General features: G+C 69.1%; 15 protein-coding genes. 10 read left to right on the forward strand and 5 right to left on the reverse strand.

The window, feature by feature from the left end; genetic code table 11:
* Positions 1 to 205: 205 nt before the first annotated feature.
* The 5 genes from ACSION_RS03895 to ACSION_RS03915 form a co-directional block, all read right to left on the reverse strand.
* Positions 206 to 973 (reverse strand): helix-turn-helix transcriptional regulator, encoded by a 768-nt coding sequence (locus ACSION_RS03895; RefSeq protein ID WP_435304926.1) that lies wholly within the window; start codon positions 971 to 973, stop codon positions 206 to 208.
* 139 nt (positions 974 to 1,112) lie between these two features.
* Positions 1,113 to 2,084, reverse strand: coding sequence for an alpha/beta hydrolase (locus ACSION_RS03900; protein WP_435304927.1), 972 nt, complete (start codon positions 2,082 to 2,084; stop codon positions 1,113 to 1,115).
* Between the two features lie 82 nt (positions 2,085 to 2,166).
* A complete protein-coding gene (locus ACSION_RS03905) occupies positions 2,167 to 4,800 on the reverse strand; it encodes a tetratricopeptide repeat protein (RefSeq protein ID WP_435304928.1) in 2,634 nt (877 codons plus the stop codon).
* Between the two features lie 70 nt (positions 4,801 to 4,870).
* Positions 4,871 to 5,395 (reverse strand): ECF-type sigma factor, encoded by a 525-nt coding sequence (locus ACSION_RS03910; RefSeq protein ID WP_435304929.1) that lies wholly within the window; start codon positions 5,393 to 5,395, stop codon positions 4,871 to 4,873.
* 126 nt (positions 5,396 to 5,521) lie between these two features.
* Entirely contained in the window at positions 5,522 to 6,835 is a 1,314-nt protein-coding gene (locus ACSION_RS03915) for an aminotransferase class V-fold PLP-dependent enzyme (protein WP_435304930.1), read from the reverse strand.
* 141 nt (positions 6,836 to 6,976) lie between these two features.
* Here ACSION_RS03915 and ACSION_RS03920 point away from each other — a divergent pair, with 141 nt between their 5' ends.
* From ACSION_RS03920 to rarD, 10 genes are all read left to right on the forward strand, one after another.
* Positions 6,977 to 7,588 carry a DUF6445 family protein gene (locus tag ACSION_RS03920; protein ID WP_435304931.1) on the forward strand — a complete coding sequence of 204 codons (612 nt, stop codon included), beginning with the start codon at positions 6,977 to 6,979 and terminating at the stop codon, positions 7,586 to 7,588.
* A 220-nt stretch (positions 7,589 to 7,808) separates the two neighbouring features.
* The gene (locus ACSION_RS03925) at positions 7,809 to 8,873 is read left to right on the forward strand and encodes a 3-deoxy-7-phosphoheptulonate synthase (RefSeq protein ID WP_435304932.1); all 1,065 of its coding nucleotides are present in this window, start codon (positions 7,809 to 7,811) and stop codon (positions 8,871 to 8,873) included.
* Positions 8,874 to 9,002: 129 nt separating this feature from the next.
* Positions 9,003 to 9,428 (forward strand): DUF2141 domain-containing protein, encoded by a 426-nt coding sequence (locus ACSION_RS03930; RefSeq protein ID WP_435304933.1) that lies wholly within the window; start codon positions 9,003 to 9,005, stop codon positions 9,426 to 9,428.
* A 10-nt stretch (positions 9,429 to 9,438) separates the two neighbouring features.
* Positions 9,439 to 10,956, forward strand: a complete 1,518-nt coding sequence (locus ACSION_RS03935) for a carotenoid oxygenase family protein (protein WP_435304934.1) — start codon at positions 9,439 to 9,441, stop codon at positions 10,954 to 10,956.
* Between the two features lie 50 nt (positions 10,957 to 11,006).
* The gene (locus tag ACSION_RS03940) at positions 11,007 to 13,184 is read left to right on the forward strand and encodes a hypothetical protein (protein WP_435304935.1); all 2,178 of its coding nucleotides are present in this window, start codon (positions 11,007 to 11,009) and stop codon (positions 13,182 to 13,184) included.
* A gap of 487 nt (positions 13,185 to 13,671) precedes the next feature.
* Complete coding sequence (lipA, locus tag ACSION_RS03945) at positions 13,672 to 14,688, forward strand: lipoyl synthase (protein ID WP_435304936.1); 1,017 nt, start codon at positions 13,672 to 13,674, stop codon at positions 14,686 to 14,688.
* A 206-nt stretch (positions 14,689 to 14,894) separates the two neighbouring features.
* A complete protein-coding gene (locus tag ACSION_RS03950; RefSeq protein ID WP_435304937.1) occupies positions 14,895 to 17,078 on the forward strand; it encodes a carboxy terminal-processing peptidase in 2,184 nt (727 codons plus the stop codon).
* Between the two features lie 85 nt (positions 17,079 to 17,163).
* Complete coding sequence (locus tag ACSION_RS03955; RefSeq protein ID WP_435304938.1) at positions 17,164 to 18,006, forward strand: methylated-DNA--[protein]-cysteine S-methyltransferase; 843 nt, start codon at positions 17,164 to 17,166, stop codon at positions 18,004 to 18,006.
* A gap of 131 nt (positions 18,007 to 18,137) precedes the next feature.
* Positions 18,138 to 19,046 carry a drug/metabolite exporter YedA gene (gene yedA / locus ACSION_RS03960; protein WP_435304939.1) on the forward strand — a complete coding sequence of 303 codons (909 nt, stop codon included), beginning with the start codon at positions 18,138 to 18,140 and terminating at the stop codon, positions 19,044 to 19,046.
* Positions 19,043 to 19,963: an EamA family transporter RarD gene (gene rarD, locus ACSION_RS03965; protein WP_435304940.1), complete on the forward strand. Its 921-nt coding sequence runs from the start codon at positions 19,043 to 19,045 to the stop codon at positions 19,961 to 19,963. Before yedA ends, rarD begins: the two co-directional genes overlap by 4 nt.
* Positions 19,964 to 19,968: the final 5 nt, after the last annotated feature.

Here is a 19,968-nt window from a genome sequence, read left to right on the forward strand (position 1 = left end):
CGTCCGCAGCACTCGATCCGGCCGCGTCCGAGGGACGCGGCCTTTTTCTTGCATCCCAAAAAAACGCACCGGGGAGAGAGACGCCCGGTGCGCAGTCGGGTTGCGATGCGTGCTTGTGTGGCCAGTGTCCCGCCATGCGTACGCGCAGCGATGCCCGTCATCGTGATGGGCAGGGACCTCTATCGTGATTTCGTGTTTCGAAGGCTCAGCGCACGCCGCCGGCCGAGCGGAAGCGCGTCGCGGTGAGGCCGGTGGCGCGCTTGAAGGAACGCGAGAACGCATGCCGGCTCTCGTAGCCCACGCTGGCGGCGATCTCGCAGATGGCCAGCCGACCATCCTGGATCAGCGCGCAGGCGCGCAGCAAGCGGGTCTGGGTCAGCAGGTCGTGAGGGGTCATTCCGAAGACGTCGCGGAACGAGCGCAGGAAGTGCGAGGGCGAATAGCGGGCGGCATCGGCCAGCGCGCGCAGGTCGTGCGAATCGAACGGTGCGTTGAGGATGCGATTACGTGCGGTCAGCAGTCGCGCGACGACCGCGCGCCGGTGCCGTTCACTGCGACCATAGGCGCGCTCCACCCAGTCCGCGGCGCGTGCCTGCGCGCGCCGCGCTGCCAGTACCAGGCCGGCAAGTTCGCGTCCTGATTCGCGATCGCACGGGTGCGGCGCGCACTGCAGCAGCGTCGAGAGTCGCTGCAGCATCGGGCGGTCCATCGGCAGGGCGACGGGCAGCAGCAGCGGCGCAGCGAGGCCGCGGCGCTCTGCAGGATCCGACAGCAGCAGCGTCCAGTGGGCGGGTGCGTGCACGAGCACCCAATCCGCGCCGGGACCGGCGAGAAGGCGCTGTGCTGCGTCGCCCGGCAGCGCCAGGAACCGGCGGCCCGCAAGCCGGAAGACGCCGTCCACCGTTTCGACGTCCACGCTACCGCGCAGGGCGATGACCAGCGTGCATCCGCCGCGCCGCGGGGGTACGTGCATCCCACGGCCGCCCCGGAGGCAGTGGCCCACCATGGCATCGCCGGCATCGCCGGCATCGTGGCCGGCACTTCGTCGTGCATGGCGGAACTGCACGATGCAGGCGGGCGCCCTGTCGTCGCACCGGCGCGCTGGTCGCATGTCAGGTGAAGCCGTAGGGGAGGTTCGGCGAGGACACGACCTTGTCGCCGATCGCTTCGCCCTTCAGGAAGCGCAGGCAGTCGCGCAGCACGGTGGGGTCGTTCAGTACGCCGTGGTGGCCGAGATCCAGCGTGGTCAGCAGTCGTGCCGCAGTGAGGTGGCGCGCGAAGCGTTCGCCTTCGTCCCACGGCACTTCGTCGTCGAGCAGATCGTGGACGACCAGCACCGGGATGCCGATGGCCGGGGCGATCCGGTGTGCTTGCAGTGCGTCCAGCCCTTGGCCGATGCGCGACTCGAGCAACGCCAGCATGCGCGCGCCCACCCGCGGCCCCATGCCAGCGCGATCGACGAAGCGATGCAGTGCGGCGCGCGGGTCGGCCTGCGCGGAGACCAGGATCGCCTGCTTGGCCCGCAGTCCCTGGTGCAGCGCGAGCACGACGGACATTGCGCCGAGCGAATGCCCGATCACCGCTGCGGCTTCACCGCATCGGCGCCCGACTTCGAGCATGTCGCCGGTGGTTTCCAGCAACGTGGAGGTCTGCGTGGCCACGGTGCGGCCCTCGCGGGCGAAGGCGACGACCGCAAACCCTTGCGCGGTCAGGGCGCGGACCCAGGCCGCCATGGCGTCGCGGCCTGTCGCGTCCAGGGGAGGCAGCAACACGTACGGCTGCCGGCGCGGATCGCCCCAGGACAACATCTGCACGCGCCTGCCGCGCAGCGACAGCGTTTCCCGGTGTTCCGGGCAGCCTTCGACCTGTCGGGGGCAACCGGCAAGGGCGGTTTCGTCGTCCAGTTGCAGCAATCCCTTGCGGGCGGCGTGGCGTGGCGTCAGCAGGCCGGTGAGGCGCTGCAGCGCGCGCGTCCACGGGCGTACAGGCGTCGGGCGCTTGGGTTCGGTATCGCCGTCGCGTGCGGTGGTATCGGATGCGGGGGAGGCGTCGGTCAGCGGGTCGGCGTGGCGGGAAAGCAACATGGAAGTCCGGTCTCTGCGTGTGGGTCCACAGAAACAAGCGATTTCCTGTGATGCCCACTGACACGCGCCGGCACGTGCTGGTTCAGGGGGCGTTGGCCATCGTGACGGTTGCGGGCGCTACCAATGCGCGACGTGCAGGATGCGTCTTCGGGATCTCCATGCGGTCGGCAAAGGCGAGGCCTTCGCGACGCGCGCGTGCCGCAGACGCAGGATCGCCGGCGCGCTCGTACAAGTGCGCCAGCGTGGCGTACCACGCGATCAGGTCGTGCGGGAACGCGCGCGGGCGCGCGCTGATCTTCAGCGCCTGCCGGATCATCGAGATGGCGCGCGCATCCTCGCCTTGTCTTGCGTGCGCCAAGGCGCGCACGTACAGGGCGTTCGCCGACAGATAGGGCTCGTGTCGCGCATCGGCGCGTCGCTGCAGGTCGATGGCCTGTTCCCGCAGGTCGCGATCGAGGCCGGCGACCAGTTGCAGGCGGAGGACGCGGAGTTCGGCATCGAGGCGTTGTTCGTGCGTTGGCGGCAGCGCCTTGTCCAGTTGGGCGCGCGCCTCGTCGGCCAGGGTGCGCGCACCGGCGAGGTCGCCGCGCAGCTCCTGGATGCGGGACAGCTTCGCCAGCGAGAAACCGATGCCGGGCGCGCGTTCGCGACCGATCGCGTGTTCGATGGCGATGGCTTCGCGCAACAGCGGTTCGGCTTGATCGAGGCGACCGAGCGCCAGGTAAACGCCACCAAGATTGTGCACGCGCGGCGCGACGTCCGCGTTCGGGCCGCGGTAGATGCGGCGCGCGATCCGGACGGCTTCGAGGAGCGGTGGCTCGGCTTCCGCCATTTGCCCGGCCGCCATCAACGCGATGCCGTAGTTGCTGAGGCGTCGCGAGGTTTCGGGATGGTCGGTGCCGTACGCCGCGCGGGTCAACGCCAGCGCATGCCGTTGCCAGCGCACGGCCTGGCCCGGCTGGTGCGCGCGGGTGTACGCGGTGCCCAGCGCACCGTAGCTGCGCACCAGGCGGGGGTCGCGCGGCGGCAAGCGCGCCTGCTGGATCGTGATGGCGGCCAGATGGTCCGCGATGGCGGCCTGGTGTTCATCCATCTCGCTGCGAACGATCGCGCGGCGGTGATAGGTGAGGGCGGCGGCGAGCCCGTGCGGATCCACGCCGCGCTGTATGGCGAGGGCTTCGTTGAAGAGCGCCAGCGCGGCCGGGTAATCCTTTTCGCTGGAGGCAAGCTGCCCCTGCTGGCTCAATGCCATGCCGAGCGCGGCATGGTCGCGCGCAGGCAGGGTGCGCGCGGTCGCGACGGCGCGCGCGAGCAGCGGTCGCGCGTCATCGTAGCGCGACATTTCATCGTAGATCCGCGCGATGACCACCAGCATCTCCACCTGCAACGCCGGCGAGGCCACCAGGTCGGTGCGCGCGCGCTCGGCGCCGCGTTCGAGCAGTGTCGCGGTATCCGGTAGCGCGGCGCGCGGGCCGCGTGGCACTTCGTTCTCGAACAGCTGCACCAGCAGGTCCCGCACGGCATTCGCGCGCTGCGCTTCGTTGCGCGCGCGCCAGGCCTGCTCCTGCGCCTCGGTCGCCGCCACGCGGGCGGTGTGCGCTTGCCAGAGCGCCGTCGACAGGCTGGCGAGCACAGCGGCCATCAGCAGCGCCGCGACGGCGACGCCACCGCGATGGCGCCGGGCGAACAGGCGCATACGGTGCAGCGGCGATGGCGTCCGCGCACGCACAGGCTCATGGCGCAGGTGATGCTCGAGATCCTCGGCCAGGTCGCCGGCCGATGCGTAGCGAAGGGCGGGATCGGTGGCGGTGGCCTTCGACAGGATCGCGCCCAGGTCGCCCTTCAACGCGATGTCCTGGCGCGGGGTGTCGCCGGGGCGCTCGCCGCTGATCAGTTCCCGCATCAGCACACCCAGCGCGTACACGTCCGTGGCGGTGGTGACGGCGGCGCCGGTGTACTGCTCCGGTGCTGCGTAGCCGGGCGTCAGGCCGATGGCCGCCGCACCCTCGCCGTCGCCGGTGGCATCGATCAGGCGCGCGACGCCGAAATCCAGGAGTCGCGGCGAACCGTCGGTCGTGACCAGGATGTTGGAGGGCTTGAGGTCGCAATGGACGACCAGTTGCCGATGCGCGGCCTCGACCGCACGGCAGACGTCGCACAGCAAGTGCAATCTCGCCGTCTCGTCGAGGCCGCGCAGTTCCGCATGGCGCGTGATCGGCAGGCCGTCCACGTGGTCCATGACCAGATAGGGGATGCCTTCGTCGGTCACGCCGCCGTCGATCAATCGCGCGATGGCCGGATGCGTGAGCGCGGCCAACGTCTGTCGCTCACGCCGGAACAGTTGCTGCTGCAGTTCGGAGTAAGGCCCGTGGCGCAATAGCTTGACGGCGACGCGTTGCTGGAAATCCACGTCCTCGCGTTCGGCGAGGAACACGCTGGCCATGCCGCCCTGGCCCAACGGGCTGATCAGCCGGAACGCGCCGACGCGCTCGCCGATCCATGCGTGCGGCGGGCGCGTATCGTCGGCCTTCATGGCATCGATCACCGCGGCGACCGGGGTGTCCAGCAGCAGCGGCTCGGTGCGCGCGTGCGCGGCGAGCAGCGCTTCCAGGTCGCGACGGTCGGTCGGGTCAGGGCAGTGGCGGTCGATCCAGCCGCGCCGTGCCTCCGGGGGCAGGTCCACGACCGCATCGAACGATTGGCGCAAGGAAGGCATGGCGGGTAGTTAGGGGAAAGGGTCTGCCATCAAGCGCTTTTCGGGGCCCGACCCTGACACGCGGGCGCGCTTACGCGGCGAGCTGGGCTCCCAGGAACGCCCGGGCGTACTGCCAGTCGCGGTAGACGGTGCGCACGCTCAGTTCGCAGAGCTCGGCGATGCGCTCCAGCGGCAAGCCGGCGAAGTAGTGCAGTTCCACCACTTCGGCGGCGCGCGCATCGTCCTGCGCGAGGCGACGCAGTGCCTGGTCCAGCTCCAGGGCGTGCTGCGGATCGATCGTCACCTGGCCGGCGAGGGTGTCGCGGTAGTCGGTGCGACGCAGGTCGCCGCCATGCTTGATCCGCGCGCGCTCACGCGCACGGTCGACCAGCATGTGGCGCATGGCGCGCGCCGCATAGGCGTAGAACTGCCGCGTATGGATGAACTGCGGCTGCTGGTGGCTCATCTGCAGGTACAGCTCGTGCACCAGCGCCGTGGTGTCCAACGTGGCGCTGTCGCGGGGAAACCGTTGCTTGTGCGCCAGCCGGCGCAGTTCCTGGTAGACCTCGCCGAACATGTCGTCCAGCGGGCGGGGGGAAGCGTCGTTCGGGGGCATGACGATCCGGGAAGAGCGGAAGGGGCGTCGGGTCGTCGCCTTGCGACGACCGGCAAAGGGAACCAACGCGCAAATCCTGGCGCAGGGGCCACCCCCGCCGGTGGCCGTTCGTCGGGCGCGTCCGGTTCAGCCCGCGATCGCGCGTACCGCGCGCAGGGCCTCGTCGACCTCCGCGGGCGTGTTCACCAGGCTCGGCGCCAACCGCGCGTAGCTGACCGCGTAGGGACTGGTGCTGGCGACGATGCGGCGCGCGAGCAACTGCTTCACGATGTCGGTGGGCGATACGCCGTCGATCTCGAACGCCACCAATCCCGCGGACAACGCGGCAGCGCGCGGCGTGTGCATCTTCACCTTCGGCAGACCGGCCAGGCCCTGCTTCAGTTGGTCGTTCATGGCGGTGATGCGCGCCGCCACGCGCGGACGCTGCATCTGCCGGTGCATGCGGAAAGCCGCGGCCATCGCCCACTGGTGCTCGAACGCATGGAAGCCGCCGGGCATCATCCGTGCCGCGTTGGCGGGACCCGAGGGCGGGCGCTCTTCTGCCCAGGCCTTGTAGCTTTCCAGTTCGGTGAAGTTCGGCACCAACGGCTGCAGGCGCCCCCAATTCGCCGCGTTCGCCCATACCAGGCCGGTGCCGCGCGGCGCGAACATCCACTTGTGCGTGCCGGCGCAGAAATAGTCCGCGCCCATCGTGGCGACCGTGTCATCGGCCGATCCAAGCCCGTGCACACCATCGACCACCAGCAGCGGCGGTGAAGGCAGGCCGCGCAGCATCGCCCCGATCTCGCGGATCGGCAGGCGGATGCCGGTGCTGGAGTGCACCCAGGTGATGCCGACCACGCGCGTGGCCGGACGCACTGCGGCCTTCAGGTTGCCGACGATCTCATCGACGCTGGCCGTGGCGGAGGACGCGAACAGCGCGATCTTCCGCATCGATGCGTTCGCGCGTGCGGTCGCGAGGCGGATGGATTCATGGTGCGAATAATGGTCGTGGACCGTCGTCAGCACCTCGTCGCCGGCCTTCAGTGGCAGGCCGTGGTAGACCAGCGCGAGCCCTTCGGTCGTGCTTCGCGTCAGGCAGACCTCCGCTGCCTGCCCGCCCAGGTAGTCCGCCGCTTCGGTGCAGACTTGCAAGGGCAGGTTGTGCGCGTCGTCCTCGAACATCGCCCGTTCGACCACCAGGAACGGGTTCGCATCCATCGCGCGGCGATAGCCCTCGAGCGCTTCACGTACCGGCGTCGGGTGGCTGGCGATGAAGAACGAGGCGAAGTGCAGGTAGGCCGGATCCAGCGCGAACTGCGCGCGTACCGCCTCCCAGTCGGACAGGTCGGGCAAGGTGGGGGTCTGCGTCGCCACGGCGGCGAGCAGAGGGCCGGGCAGCAGGGCCGTGGCGGCGAGGGCGGCGGGCGCCGCGAGCAGGTGTCGGCGGGACAGGGCCATGGTGCACCGGAACCGGTGGCGTCGCTGACTGCGACAAGGGTGGCAACGCGGACGCATGCCACCCGCGGCCACCGCTGGGCGGAAGCGGAACCGGTCCGGGGATCTTGTCGGCGTCGGGGCGTCCGGATAGCCTCGACCTCCATGCCTACCTCGCTGCTGGTCGTGGATGATTTCCTGGGAACCCGTGATGCGCTTGCGTTGCGCGAGGCGGGCCTTCGGCTGACCTACCCCCCGGACCAGAAGGGGGCGTTTCCTGGCCGCAATTCGGTCGAGCGGGTCGAGATCGACGGGCTGACGGAGGCGGTGTCGCAGTTGGTCGGCGAACGGTTGCGTCCTGCGCCGCCACCGCAATCGCACGCCAAGTTCCGGATCACGCTGGCGGGCGACGTCGGCCGGGCGAAGGTGCACATCGACAAGGCGCATTGGTCCGGGGTCCTGTACCTGAGCCGGCCGGAGGATTGCCAGGGGGGCACCGAATTCTTCCGACATCTCCCCACCCAGAGCGATCGCGCCCCGATGACCCACGAGGAACTGGCCGCCGCCGGTTTCACCTCGCAGGAACAGATGTACCAGGAGATCGTCAGCAAGCACACGGTGGATGACAGCAAGTGGGAAATGACGATGCGCGTCCCAATGCGCTTCAACCGGTTGCTGATGCTGCGTCCCTGGATGTGGCACACGGCGGGCGAGGCGTTCGGTGACTCGCTGGAGGATGGACGTCTGGTGTACCTGCTGTTCTTCGAAGTCGCCTGATCGGCAGCCACCACGTTGCAAATGAAACATTCGCGCGCCTGCGGAAGGCGTGATATCACTACGCCCCGATGAACCCGACCCGCGCCCGCTTTTGGTTTTGGTATTACCGCGATCCCACGGCGGTGGCGAGGCTGCGTTCATTCTAGGTAGACACCAGAAGAATCCCCTTGAAGCCGCCAGCGAACCTGGCGGCTTTTTTATTGACTCCGGAGAACCCCCCATGGCCCCCCATACCGACGATCTGCGCATCAGGAAACTCGATGAGCTGGTCACGCCCGCCGCGATCATCGGCGAACTGCCGTGCGACGACGCGGCGTCGCAGACGGTGTCCGAGGCGCGCGATGCGTTGCACGGCATCCTGCACGGACTCGACGATCGCCTGGTGGTGGTGATCGGCCCGTGCTCGATCCACGATTCCGCCTCGGCGATGGAGTACGCGACACGCCTGAAGCCGTTGCGCGATGCGCTGGCCGGCGAGTTGGAAATCGTCATGCGCGTGTACTTCGAGAAGCCGCGCACGACGGTGGGCTGGAAGGGCCTGATCAACGATCCCGCGCTGGACGGCAGCTTCGACATCAACCGCGGCCTGCGCGTGGCGCGCGGCCTGCTGCGCGACATCAATGCGCTGGGCCTGCCGGCCGGGTGCGAATACCTCGACACGATCTCGCCGCAGTACATCAGCGATCTGGTGGCATGGGGTGCGATCGGCGCGCGTACCACCGAGAGCCAGGTGCACCGCGAGATGGCCAGCGGGCTGTCCTGCCCGGTCGGTTTCAAGAACGGCACCGACGGCAACGTGAAGATCGCGGTGGACGCAGTGGGCGCGGCGTCGCATCCGCATCATTTCCTGGCGGTGACGAAGGAAGGGCGTTCGGCCATCGCGGCGACGGCAGGCAATCCGGATTGCCACGTCATCCTGCGCGGCGGCAAGGCGCCCAACTACGATGCGGCCAGCATCGACGCGGCGAGCCAGGTGCTCGCGAAGGCCGGCCTGCCCGCGCGACTGATGGTCGATGCCAGCCACGCCAACAGCGGCAAGAATCCCGACAACCAGCCCGCGGTGATCGACGACATCGCCTCGCAACTCGAGGCCGGCGAGCGGCGCATCGTCGGCGTGATGGTGGAAAGCCACCTCGTGGGCGGGCGGCAGGACCTGGTCGATGGCCAGCCGCTCCGGTACGGCCAGAGCATCACCGACGGTTGCCTTGGATGGGAGGCGTCGGTGCAGGTGTTGCAGCGGCTGGCCGAGGCGGTGCGCATCCGCCGGCTCGCGAAGGCGGCATGAGCGCAGGCGTCGCAGCGATGGCGAGGAAGTGACTTCCGGCAGGTCGGATCGATGACCGTTGGCAACTGACCCGGTGTGGGGGCGCGGACGAGACTGGCACCACGTTCCCGCCACCGACCGGAGTCCGCCATGAACCGTTTCGCCCGCCGCGCTTTCTTCCTGTCCGCCCTGCTCGCCGCCACCGCCGGTGCGCAAGCCGCTGAACTGACCGTGGTGCTACAGGACGTCCGTGCGCAGACGGGCCTGATCAAGGTCGCCCTGGTCGATTCGCAGGCCGGGTGGGATGGCAAGGCGGCGCCGGTGCAGGCCACGGGCGCTCCGCCCAGCGGCGAGCAGGCCACGTTCGTATTCAAGGACCTCAAGCCGGGCACGTACGCCGTGCTGATCACCCACGACGAAAACGGCAACGGCCAACTCGACACCAACATGATGGGCATGCCGGTCGAGGGATACGGCTTCAGCAACAACCCGCGCGTGATGCGCAAGCCGACGTGGGATGAAGCGCGCTTCGAGCTGGCCGGCGAAGCGACCCACATCGACGTAGCGCTGCGCTGAGACCGCCGCCATGGATCGCCGCCGCTTCCTCCGCAACCTGCTCTCCGGTGCCACCGCCCTCGCCATCGCGCCCGCGTTGCTGCGGGGCGAACATGCCTTCGCCGGCGATCCCGCCCGCTTCGCCGACGGCCTGCGCGAACACCCGTGGCTGGCGGGTTGGAAATCCGTCCAGTCCGAGACCCTCGGCCCGGCGACCGTGTCGCTCGAAGGCCGCCTGCCGGCCGGCTTCGCCGGCACGCTGTACCGCAACGGCCCGGCCTGGACCGAGCGCGCCGGCTTCCGTTACGAACACTGGTTCGACGGCGATGGCATGGTGCATGGCTGGCGCTTCAACGGCGACGGCACGCTGACCCACCACGCGCGCATGGTGGCCACGCCGAAGTTCACCCGCGAGCAGAAGGCGGGGAAATTCCTTTATCCGGTGGCCGGCACGACGATCCCCGGCATGCAGGCCATCCGCAACAACGACGACGCGAACACCGCCAACACTTCGGTGACGATGATCAACGGCCGCTTGTTCGCGCTGTGCGAGGCCGGCTCGGCCTTCGAACTCGATCCCGACCAGCTGACCACCCTGGGCCCGGTGACATGGCGCCCCGACCTGGCCGCGATCCCGTTCTCGGCGCATCCGCTGGTCGATCGCGACGGGTCGTCGTGGAACTTCGGTTCCATCTCGATGCTGGGCGGCAACGGCTTGATGGTCTGGCATGTCGGTCGCGATGGCGTGCTGGCATCCGCCGATGTGCTGGAGACGCCGGTGCCGGGTTACCTGCACAGCTTCGCGATGACCGATCGCCACCTGGTGTTCGTGCTGATTCCGTTCCGCTATGCGGAAGGGTCCGGCGCGTTCTTCGAACGGCTGCGCTTCCAGCAGGACCAGGCGCTGCGGATCGCGGTGGTCGACAAGGCGTCGCCGTCGGTCGCGCGCTGGTTCGAGGCCGACTTCGCCGCGATCTACCACTTCGGCGATGCCTTCGAGCGCGACGGCCGCATCGTGGTGCGCGCCGTGCAGCACCCCGACGTGGAGGATGCGCGCTCACCGATGAAAGCAGCGATGAGCGGGCAGGCGGAGGCGCACGGCGGCCAGGGGCCGGTGCGTGAGCTCTTGCTGGACCTGCGTAGCGGTCGCGCGCGCTGGGAAGACACTGGCGTCGCCGGTATCGAATTTCCGGTGTTCGACGCACGTACCCCCTCCAGCGGACCCGCCCGCCTGTATGCGCCGGTGCACGCCAGTGCGTCGACGGCGCCGTACTTCAACGGCATCGGTGCGTTCGACATTGCGCGCGGACGCCGCCAGGTGCACGATTTCGGGCCGGACGTGCTCGTCGAAGAGCATCTGTTCGTGCCGCGCCCGGGTAGCCGGCGTCCGGACGAGGGCTGGCTGGTCGGCACGCTGCTGGACGGCAAGCGTGGCCGCAGCGGGATCGCGGTGTTCGATGCGCGACGCGTCGATGCCGGTCCGGTTGCACAAGCGTGGCTGCCCTACACGGTGCCGTTGGGCTTCCACGGACACTTCGCCGCGCGCTGACATGGTGAGTCGCGCCTTGTGCGCGACGCCGGATGCGGCATCCTGTGCGGATGGAACGGACATCCTTTCGCACCGTCGTGCGGCGCAGGTGGTGGTGGCTACTGGTCGCCCTGGCGGCGCTCTACGTGGCCTATGTGCTCGCCGCCGCGATCTTCCTCAATACCTCGCTGGGGCCGTCGGTCATCAACCGGCAGCCTGAGCGCTTCCAGATGCAGTGGGCGTCCGGCCGCAGTTGGTGGCCGGGACGGGTGACGCTGATCGACGTGCGCCTGCAGGGCCAGGCACGGCGCGTGGCGTGGCAGGCGCAGGCCGCGCGCGTGCAGGGCAGGATCGCGCTGCGGCCGCTGCTGGACAGGCGGCTGCAGGTGCCGGAGGTGCGCGCGGACGATGTCGAAGGCGGCGTGCGCCGCATGGCCACGGAGTTGGCACCGAAACCCGCTCGCCCAGGTGGCTGGGAACTGCAGTTCGATGCGATCACCAGCGACAGCGTGCGGCGCGCCTTCTACGACGGGCTGGAGCTGACGGGACAGGGCACGGCGCGGGTCGGGTTCTACAAGCAGTTGCGTGGCGGACCGATGGAACTGCTGCCCTCTACCGTGGATTTCAGGCAGGCGCGGCTGACCCGCGACGGCGCGGAAGTGCTGCGCGAAACGACGCTGCATGCCGGGTTCGCGATCGACCGGCATCGGCGCGAGGACGCGGCCGGCATCGACAAATTGCGCAAGACCCGGATCGATCTGGCCGTGGGCGGACGCACCGCCGGGCTCAACGTCGCGGTCAGTCCGCGCGGTGAGGTGTCGCTGGCGCTGGCACCCGGCGAAGGCCGCGCGGACATCGACCTGGGCTTCGAGCGCGGCCAGCTGAAACCGGGCGGACGACTGCAATGGACGATGGCGGTGGCGGGCAACGATATCGCCGGTGCGGCGCGCCACGACATCCTCGGGATCGATCTTGCCGTTGACCAGGACATCGTCGTGAAAGCGACGGTGCCACCGCAGGCGGATGGCCGCCTGGCGGTGGAGGCCGACCTGCGCCTGCGTGGGCGCGAAGTGCCGTTGCGCGATTTCGCCGGCGTGTTGCCGCGCGCGTCGGGCCATGTGGTCGGCGCCTGGCATTTCGACTCGCTGCGCTGGCTGTCGGATCTCTTCCCGCAGGCGCCTTGGCTGGCACTCGACGGCGCCGGTGCTGTCAGTGCCGATGTACAGGTGGTGGACGGGCGCCTGGCCGCAGGCAGCCGCATCGTCGTGCCGGGCGTGGACGCGGTGGCGGACGTGATGGGCAACCGCATCCGCGGACGCGCGCGCGCCGACATCCGCCTGGAGGCGGGCGCGCAGGGTGAACTCGTGCCGCGCCTGACGGCGGTAATGGAGCACTTCGACATCGCGTCGGTGAAGGCGCCCACGCGCGCCTATGTGCGCGGGCGCAACCTGCGCCTGTGGCTCAACGCGGACGGGCCGGTGGCGCAGCTGCGCGACACGCTCAAGGCGCGCGTCGCCTTCGAGGGCGCAACGGTGCCCGACCTGCGCGTCTACAACCCGTTCCTGCCGCGCCGGCACATGCGCTTCGATGGCGGCGCCGGCGTGTTGAGCGGCGATCTGTCGCTCGACGCCGCGGGTGACGTGGGCCACGGCACGCTGCGGATCGCCGGTCGCGGCACGCGCATGTTCCTGGCCGGACTGCAGCTGCGGGGCGATGTCGACCTGGGCGTGCGTCTGCGTCGCGCGGACCTGAAGCGCCGTGCGTTCGTGGCCGACGGCAGTACGCTGCAGGTGCGCAACGTCAGCTTCACCGAGCCCGGCGGCGAAGCGCGTCGCGGCTGGTGGGCCCGTGCCCGCTTCGGCAGGGCGCGGCTGGATATCGATGCGCCGCTGGCCGCCGGCGGCCAGGCGGAGGTGACGATGAAGGATGTCGGCTTCCTGCTGGCGTTGTTCTCCCGGCAGAAGGAGTACCCCGGCTGGGTCTACAAGCTGCTCGACGCCGGCCAGGCCCAGGTGCAGGGACGCGTGCAGTGGCGGGACGACGTGCTGGTCCTGGACCGGCTGCAGGCCCGCAACGACCGCTATGAAGTGCTCGCCCGGTTGCGGTTGCAGGGTGGCCAGCGGCAGGGCGACCTGTACGCCAAGTGGCGTGCGCTGAGCCTCGGGGTGGAAATGCAGGGCACGGAGCGCACCTTCCATCCCGTCCGTGCGCGGGCCTGGTACGACGGCCGTCCGAACTACCTGAAATAGGGGACGTTCCGCCGGCTTCGCGCGCCCTAACCGGGCGAGCCCTGTTCAGGTAAACGGAGTGAAGAACGTAATTTTGATTTCCAGGCCTGTCTAGTCAATTGGTCTGATATCGGTAACACCCTTTACGGGCTTGGGTTTTGCTCGCATTCATATTCGTGACATCACACCAAGACGTACTGAACCCGCCGGTTCTGTTTTGCAGTGCGGCGTGCATGGTCTGTAACGGACCCTTCACGATGGCCCCGCATCCCGACGTGGGGGAGGGAGCAAGCCCGCAATTGGCCTAGCCTTTGCGGGCTTTTTTTATTCCTGCTCCGCAGGGATAAAAACCCAAGCTTTGTTGCGCAGACCTTGGGCCCCGAGCCGCGCCACCACACCCCGCGGCCTCGCCGTGCGCCCTGACTCAGGGGGCTTTGCCCCAGTCGCTGTCCCGTGCCTGAGGCAGGTGCCGGCCAGAGGCGACCGGCGAAGCGTTAGAATTGCCGCCATGGCCGACACCCCCGCACGCGTCATCCCCCTCGAAGTCGTCAGCTCCTCGTCCGCCCCCCTCGAGGCCGGCGCCAAGCAGCTCGGCGGCGACAAGATCGGGCGTTCGCCCGTCCAGTTCGCCGATGCGCCGGTGTTGCGCAAGCCGTCCTGGATCCGTGTGCGCATCCCCTCCGACGGCTCGGTCGCCAAGCTCAAGGCCAAGCTGCGTGAAAACCGCCTCGTCACGGTGTGCGAAGAGGCCAGCTGCCCGAACATCCACGAGTGCTTCGGCCATGGCACCGCCACCTTCATGATCCTCGGCGAGGTCTGCACGCGGCGCTGCTCGTTCTGCGACGTCGCCCACGGGCGTCCCAAGCCACCGGATCCGTCAGAACCACTGAGCCTGGCCAACACCGTGGCCGACATGGGCCTGAAGTACGTCGTGGTGACCAGCGTCGACCGCGACGACCTGCGCGACGGCGGCGCCCAGCACTTCGTGGACTGCATTACGGCCATCCGCGAGCATTCGCCGGCGACCCGTATCGAGATCCTGACCCCGGACTTCCGTGGCAAGGGCCGCATGGACCGCGCGCTGGAGATCCTGGCGGTCAACCCGCCGGACGTGTTCAACCACAACATCGAAACCGTGCCGGACCTGTACCCGAACGTCCGTCCCGGCGCCGACTACCAGTGGTCGCTGACCCTGCTGCAGCGCTTCAAGCAGCAGCATCCGCACCTGCCGACCAAGAGCGGCATCATGCTGGGCCTGGGCGAGACCATGGAGCAGGTGCAGGGCACGCTGCGCGACCTGCGCGCGCACGACGTCGACATGGTCACCATCGGCCAGTACCTGCAGCCCACGGCGCACCATCATCCGGTGCTGCGCTACTGGACCCCCGAGGAATTCAAGGCGCTGGAGGAGTACGGCATGGCGCTGGGCTTCAGCCACGTGGCCTCCGGCCCGCTGGTGCGCTCCTCCTACCACGCCGACCAGCAGGCGGCGCAGGCCGCCCACGCCGCCCGCCAGGCGGTCTGAACGTCTCCCTCCCGTGATGCCGGCCCGCTCGGGCCGGTGGCGTCGTGCGCGTCGCCGCGGCCCGGCACGGGCGCGGTTCACCTTTCCCTACGCCAGGGCCTTTAGGCTGCCGAAAGGCAGATGACAAGGCGCGCAACTTTGTGCACTGTCATCGTGTCGAACCCCCATCGTTCCAGCCTGACGGTCCCTTGGGACCACGAGTACCCATGAAACTGAAGAAAGCTCCCTTGTTGCTGCTGCTGGCCCTGGCCCTGTCGACGCCGTTGGCACTGCTCGCGCGCGGCGATGGCGATGCGGTCGCCGTGGCGCCCACGGCGGACCAGGCCAACACCTCCAAGCTCGTGTACGGGCTGTTGTCGGACAGCCGCTACGCCTACCGGCCTCGTCCGCTGGACGACGCGCTCTCTCAGGACGTGTTCAAGCGGTACCTCGATGCGCTCGATGGCGGCAAGCAGTTCTTCACCGCGGCCGACGTCGCACGCTTCGGGCCGTACAAGACGAAGATGGACGACGCGATCCGCAGCGGCGACCTCGCGCCCGCGTACGAGATCTTCACCGTCTACAAGCAGCGCGTGGGCCAGCGCGTGGCCTATGCGCGCGCGCTGCTCAAGCAGGATTTCGACTTTACCGGCAGCCAGCGCTGGGACTACGACCGCGAAGACGCGCCGTGGCCGGCCGACGGCAAGGAGCTGGATGCCATCTGGAAGAAGTCGGTGATGAATGACTGGCTGCGCCTGAAGCTGGCCGGCAAGAAGCCCGACGACATCCGCAAGACGCTGGACAAGCGCTACGCCAACCTCCAGCGCAGCATCAACGAACTCAAGACCGAGGATGTCTTCCAGACCTTCCTCAACGCGTACACGAGCGCGATCGATCCGCACACCGATTACTTCACCCCGCGCACGGCCGAGAACTTCAACCAGTCGATGTCGCTGTCGCTGGAAGGCATCGGTGCGGTACTGCAGCGCCAGGATGACCTGGTCGCGATCCGCGAGATCGTGCCCGGTGGCCCGGCCGACCTGAGCGGCAAGCTGACCGTCGGCGACCGCATCGTCGCGGTCGGCCAGGGCAAGTCGGGCGTGATGACCGACGTGATCGGCTGGCGCATCGACGATGTCGTCGCGCAGATCCGCGGCAAGAAGGACACCCAGGTGCGCATCGAGTACATCCCGGTGGAAGCCGGCATCGATGGCAAGCACCAGACGGTGACGATCACCCGGCAGAAGGTGAAGCTGGAGGAGCAGGCCGCGAAGGCCGAGACCATCACGCTGCCGGCCGATGCCAGCGGCCCTGCGCGCCGCATCGGCGTGATCAAGCTGCCGGCGTTCTACCAGGATTTCGAAGGCCGTCGCCGCAACCCGAACGACTTCAACTCGGCCACCCGCGACATCGCCAAGCTGCTCGCCCAGTTCAAGGCGCAGGGCGTGGACGGCGTGGTGATGGACCTGCGCAACAACGGCGGCGGTTCGCTGGACGAGGCGGTGGAACTCACCGGCCTGTTCATCGACAAGGGCCCGGTCGTGCAGGTGCGCGAATCCGGCGGTCGCGTGACCGTCAACAGCGATCGCAAGACCGGCGTGTCGTGGGACGGCCCATTGGCGGTGCTGATCAACCGCGCGTCGGCCTCGGCGTCGGAGATCTTCGCCGGCGCGATCCAGGACTACGGTCGTGGATTGGTGATCGGCGAGACCAGCTTCGGCAAGGGCACCGTGCAGAACATGGTGGACCTGGACCGCTGGCCGGCGAACGAAGCGCCGCGCTTCGGCTCGGTGAAGCTGACCATCGCGCAGTTCTTCCGCGTGGCCGGCGGCAGCACGCAGCACAAGGGTGTGGTGCCGGACATCGCGTTCCCCGTGAGCGTGGATGCCAGCGAGTACGGCGAGAGCACTTACGACAATGCGCTGCCGTGGACCCGCATCGCCGCGCTGCCGCATACCACGTACGGCAACTTCGCGCCGCTGCTGCCGCGCCTGCAGGCGCTGCATGCTGCGCGTTCGGCGAAGGACAAGGAATTCCAGTGGTGGTCGGAAGACGTCGCCCAGTTCCGCGCGGAAGCGGCGAAGAAGTACGTCTCGCTCAATGAAACGGAGCGCCGTGCCGAACGCGATCGCCAGGATGCGCAGCGCAAGCAGCGCCAGGCCGAACGCAAGTCGCTGGGCCTGGCGCTCGATCCGCTCGCCGACGACCTGGCCGATGACGGCCTGGGCGCGTCCGAACGCGACATCGTCCGGGACGCGCAACGCGAGAAGCTGGCGGACAAGCGCCCGGATCCGCTGTTGCGCGAATCGGCCGCGATCCTCGGCGATGCGATCGAGATCCTGGGCCAGGACCGCAAGCTGTCCGCGCAGGTCCTGCCGGATTCGCCAGGTCCCGGCCGCTGGGCCGAATGACGGCCTGCGCGGGGTGCCCGGCACCCCGCGCAAGATCCGGATAGCGCGCCCGCTGCGCCCCGCCTAGTCTGGGCGCATGGACACCATGACGCGCCGCCCGCCCGCTTCCCACGTTCCTTCGCCCGACGCGCTCGAGGTCGCGCGCCGCCTGCTCGACGACGGCGAGCCTTCGCTGTCCGACCTCGCCGCGCGCACCGGCCTCAGCGCTTCGCATCTGCAGCGCCGCTTCCGCGCGCGATACGGCCTCAGCCCCGCCGAGTACCTCGCGCGCCGGAAGCTCGGCACGCTCAAGTCGGCGTTGCGCGATGGGCACGACGTGACCACCGCGCTGTACGACGCCGGCTACGGCTCGCCTTCCCGTCTGTACGAAAGCGGCGCCGCCCGCTTGGGCATGACCCCGGCGACCTATCGCGCCGGCGGGCGCGGCGTGGCGATCCGCTGGACGCTGGTCGACACCGTGCTCGGTCGCGCACTGGTCGCCGCCACCGAGCGCGGCATCTGCGCGATCGAACTGGGCGACGATGACGCGGCGCTGGAGCAGCGACTGCGCGAGGAGTTCCCGCAGGCGCAGCTCGAACGCGTGGAAGCCGGGCGCGATGATTTCCTTGCACCGCGTTTGCAGGCCGTGGCCGAGCGCCTGGCGGGACGCGAGGCAGTGGTGCCGGTGGACCTGCTGGGCACCGGCTTCCAGCAGCGCGTGTGGGACGCGTTGATGAAGGTGCCCGAGGGCGCGACGGTGAGCTACGCCGGGCTCGCGCGCCAATTGGGCGCGCCACGCGCCGCGCGTGCCGTGGCCAGCGCCTGCGCGCACAACCGCATCGCGGTCGTGGTGCCGTGCCACCGCGTGATCCGCGGCGACGGCTCCTTGGGCGGTTATCGCTGGGGCGTGCCGCGCAAGCAACACCTGCTCGCGCGCGAACAGCGCTGATCCTGTCCGCGACCGGCTTGAGCGGAATTCAAGTCAGGCCGGAAACGTTTCAAGCGATACGGGCGCCGTGCGATGCGCGATGCACGCAGCGCTGGCCTAGAATGCGCATACGTCGCTCTCCCCCGATGCCCATGACCTCTTCCGTTTCCGCCGCCGCGCCTGCGCGTGGCGGCCTCGCCGTCGCTGCCGCCCTGGCCATCGTCTATGTGGTCTGGGGTTCCACCTACCTCGGCATCCGCTTCGCACTCGAAGGCGGATTCCCGCCCTTGCTGATGGTGTCGGGCAGCCGTTTCGTCGTGGCCGGCCTGGTGCTGTTCCTGTTCCTGCGCTGGCGCGGTGTTGCCGCGCCGACCCGCGCGCAGTGGAAGAACCTGCTGGTGATGGGCGCACTGTTGCTGCTGATGGGCAACGGCATGGTGGTGCTGGCCGAGCAGACCGTGTCGTCCGGCCTGGCCGCGGTCGCCGTCGCATCGATGCCGTTGTGGATGGGGCTGTTCGGCGCGATGCGCGGACAACACCCGACGCGCGGCGAATGGCTGGGCATCATCGTCGGCTTCGCGGGTGTGGTCTGGCTCAACGCAGGCAGCTCGCTGACCGGCTCGCCCGTCGGACTGGTGCTGTTGCTGATCGCGCCGATCGCCTGGGCCTACGGCTCGGTGTGGTCGCGCGGGCGCGACCTGCCGTCGCCGTTCATGACGGCCGCCGCGCAGATGCTGGCGGCGGGCGTGATGCTGGTGGCGGCGGGCCTGCTGCATGGCGAGCGCTTCAACGTCGCGGACTGGACGGTGAACGGCGCGCTGGCGGTCGCCTACCTGGCGGTGTTCGGTTCGATCATCGCGTTCACCGCCTACGTGTGGTTGCTCCACCATGCGCGTCCCGTGCTGGTCGGCAGCTACGCCTACGTCAACCCGGTCATCGCCGTGGCGCTCGGTGCCTTCATCGCCGGCGAGACCTTCACCGCGCATGACCTCGGTGCGATGGCGGTGATCCTGTGCGGCGTGGTGGTGATCACCCTGGCGCGCGCGCGGCAATCGAAATGACGCCGCAGCCGCTCGACCGCAAAGGGCTGGCGATCACCGTCGGCACCTTCCTGATCTGGGGCGTGGTGCCGCTGTACTGGCATCTGCTCAAGGTGGTGCCGTCCTTCCAGATCATCGCCCACCGCATCGTGTGGAGCGCGGTGCTGGTGCTGGGCTGGCTGCTGCTGAAGAACGGCCTCGGCTGGTGGCGGCAGATCCGCGCGCAACCGCGCGCCGTGCCGCTGCTCGGCGTCAGCAGCCTGCTGATCGCGTTCAACTGGGGCCTGTACATCTGGGCGGTGAATGCGGGCCATGTGGTGGAAACCAGCCTGGGCTATTTCATCAACCCGCTCATCAACGTGGTGCTGGGCGTGCTGGTGCTGCGCGAGCGCCTGTCGCCGGCGCAGTGGATCGCGGTGGCGTTCGCGCTGGCGGGCGTGGCGTGGCTGACGCTGCAAGCCGGTTCGCCCCCGTGGATCGCACTGGGCCTGGCGTTCTCGTTCGGCCTGTACGGACTGGTGCGCAAGCTGGTGGCGGTGGATGCCGTCGCGGGGCTGGGCGTGGAAAGCCTGTATCTGTTCCTGCCGGCACTCGCGTACGTCGTGTGGGGCGAGTTCGGCCATGGTGGCGGCTTCATCGACGGCTTCGGATGGAAGACCGATCTCCTGCTCATCCTCGGCGGCGTGGTCACCGCCGTGCCGCTGATCGGCTTCGCGTACGGCGTGCGCCGCATCCCGTTGTCGGTGGTGGGGCTGCTGCAGTACATCGCGCCCAGCCTGCAACTGCTGATCGGCGTACTGGTGTTCAAGGAAGCGTTCGATGCCACGCGCGCGGTCGGCTTCGCCGCGATCTGGGCGGGCCTGGTGATCTTCGCCAGCGACGGCCTGTGGCGTGCGCGACGCCGCGACGCGCTGGTCGCGGCGCCGTCGAGCAAATAGCGGCG

It is taken from the genome of Pseudoxanthomonas sp. LjRoot125 (genome assembly GCF_964252705.1).
Taxonomy (GTDB): Bacteria; Pseudomonadota; Gammaproteobacteria; order Xanthomonadales; family Xanthomonadaceae; genus Pseudoxanthomonas_A.